The following is a 2768-nucleotide window of genomic DNA, read 5'->3' on the forward strand; positions in this document are numbered from 1 at the left end:
CCAGGAGACGGATCACGTCCCCTGTACCGAAAACGTGCCCCGAGCCGTCGGCGACGACGCCGACGCTGCCGGGGACGCCGCCGTCGCCGACCGCGAGGACGATGACGCCCTCCTTCAGCCCTACACGTCGGGAACGACGGGGCAACCAAAGGGCGTCCTGCTGACCCACCGCAACTTCCGGGTCCAGATCGCACAGAGCGTCTCGAGTTACAGCGCCGGCCCGATCGAGGGCGACGGGATCATCGTCCTGCCGATGTACCACATCACCGGGCTGCTCGGGATGATGGCCTCGCTGTGTGCCGGCCGGACGCTGCACCTGCTCCGTCCCGACCAGTGGGACCCCGAACTGGTCCTCGAGAAGCTCGACGAACACGACATCCCGTCCTTCGTCGGCGTCGCCGCCATGTTCGTCGATCTGCTCGAGGCCCACGATCCCGACGAGTACGATCTGTCGACGCTGATCAAGGCGGGTCAGGGCGGGGACAAGCTCCCGAAACCGACGCAGGAGCGCTTCGAGGAGGCGTTCGACGTCCCGCTCACGGAGGGGTACGGGCTGACCGAGACCACCGCGACGAGCCACACGATCCGGTGGTCGTCGCTCGGCAACCGGCCCGGGAGCGTCGGCCAACCGGTCGGCCACACGCGGTCGAAGGTCGTCGACGAGGACGGCAACGAGCTCGGCCCCGGCGAAGAAGGCGAGATCCTCATCGCCGGCCCGCAGGTGATGAAGGGGTACTACGAGAACCCCGAGGCGAACGACGAGGTGTTCACCGACGACGGCTACTTCCGCACGGGCGATATCGGCACGCGGGACGCGGACAACTACTACTACATCAGGGGCCGCGAGAAGGAGATGATCCTGACCGCCGGCTACAACGTCTACCCGCGCGAGGTCGAGAACCTGCTCTACGAGCATCCGGACATCCACGAGGCCGCGGTGTTCGGCGTCCCGGACGAGCGACGCGGCGAGACCGTCGCCGCCGCGGTCACGTCGACGCCGGACGCGGCGCTGACCGCGGACGACGTCGAGGAGTACGTCCTCGGCGAACTCGCCCCCTACAAACACCCGCGTGTCGTCGAGATCCGCCGCGACCTCCCCAAGACGGGCAGCGGCAAGATCCGCAAGACGATCCTGCGCGAGGAGTTCGTCGCGGACCGCGGACTCGAATCGTGAGCTATCTGTACCCGGGCGCTCGAGTCCGTACGTATCACGACGATGTCTGAGGACCATACCTACTCAACGGCGGAGATCAGGACGATCGCGCTCGCGGTCATCGCCGGCGTCTTCTTCGGCGGCGTCGCGACCGGCGTCGCCTTCCCTACGCTCCCGCTGCTCGACGAGAAGCTCGTCATCTCTGCGATCATGCTGAGCCTGATCCTCTCGGCCAATCGGATCGCGCGGCTGTTCATGAACACGCCGGCCGGGACGATCATCGACCGGGTCGGCGCGCGGAAACCGATGATATTCGGGCTGTTCACGCAAGCGCTGGCTCCATTCGGCTACGTCATCGGCCTTCACACGCCCCCGACCGATCTCGGAACGCTGCCGATACTCGGCGACGTGTCGCTGCCGGGCGTCGTCTTCGTCCTCTCGCGGCTGTTCTGGGGGGTCGGCAGCGCGTTCGTCTTCATCGGCGCGTTCGCGACGATTACGTACGTCACGACGGCCAACAACCGCGGTCGTTGGGTCGGCTACATGCGCGGCGGCCAGTCACTGGGGTTCCCGACCGGGCTCGTCCTCGGCGGCCTCCTGACAGATCTCGCGAGCATGCAGACGGCGTTTCTCACGGCGGGCGTGCTCGCGCTGCTGGCCGGTACCGTCGCGACGCTCGTGTTGCCGGACGTTCACGCCGGTGCGGAGGGTCGAGCGGCGAAATTGCGCGAAGTCCCGTCGTTGCTCGCCGGTAATCCGACCGTCCTCCTGATCGGCTACGGCAACTTCACCGTCCGCTTCCTCTGGGGCGGTATCATCCTCTCGACGCTCGCCCGCTACGCGAGCGACTCCGGCCTCGAACTGTCCGCGCTCGGCGCTGCCGGGATCAGCGGGGTGGTGATGGGACTGGGCGTCGTGACGTCGGGATCGCTGACGGTCGTCACCGGCTGGGCGTCGGATCTGGTCAGCGACCGGACGCTGCTGACGGTCCCCGCGTTCCTGTCGATGGGTGCTGGCTTTCTGGTCATCGCCTACGTCCCGACGATCGAGGCGCTGCTCGGGGCGATCATCCTCGTCGGCGGCGGCATGGGCGCGGCCGCGCCCGCCCTGCTCGCGATCATGGGCGATCTCACGCCCGGCGACGAACTCGGCCGGATGGGCGGTGCCTATCAGGTGATGGGCGACATCGGGCTCAGCCTCGGCCCGCTGGTCGCGATTCCGGCCGTCGACAGCTGGTTCGGCTACCGGACGACCTACGTGCTCTGTGCCGCGCTCGTGTTGAGTTGCCTGACGATCGTTTCGGTACCGCTGTTGCGAAACCCCGAGGTCTCGCGCTCGAGCGTGAAAGCGGACTAGGACGACAGTCACTGCGTCGATCGACAGCCATCCGGCGCGGTTCGGAGCCGGACATCTTCCCCACGTGCTCGAAGCTTTCATGTTCGGCCGCGTTCATTGCTACACAATACCATGATGGGGTCGAGCATATGGGGGATGGCCGCTCGAGTTCGCCCGCGGCTCCCCACGGTCGCCGTCGCGCTCGGCGCGGGTCTGCATGTTCGCGACGTCGCTGCCCGCGTTCGGCTCGCTGATCGCGATGCTCTTGAGCGCGTCTCCG

The 2768-nt window shown here is 67.4% G+C and carries 2 protein-coding genes; both read left to right on the forward strand.

What is annotated here, in order from left to right:
• Positions 1-1174: class I adenylate-forming enzyme family protein (locus PGX04_RS19320; protein WP_273740001.1), on the forward strand; the 1174-nt coding region annotated here is incomplete at its 5' end.
• A gap of 42 nt (positions 1175-1216) precedes the next feature.
• On the forward strand, positions 1217-2509 hold the full coding sequence (locus tag PGX04_RS19325; protein WP_273740003.1) for an MFS transporter: 1293 nt from the start codon (positions 1217-1219) through the stop codon (positions 2507-2509).
• Positions 2510-2768: the final 259 nt, after the last annotated feature.

Source organism: Natrinema soli (assembly GCF_028618695.1).

What these genes read in the sequence shown, in the direction of transcription:
- PGX04_RS19325 (WP_273740003.1), top strand. Translation starts at nt 1,217, where the DNA reads ATGTCTGAGGACCATACCTACTCAACGGCGGAGATCAGGACGATCGCG.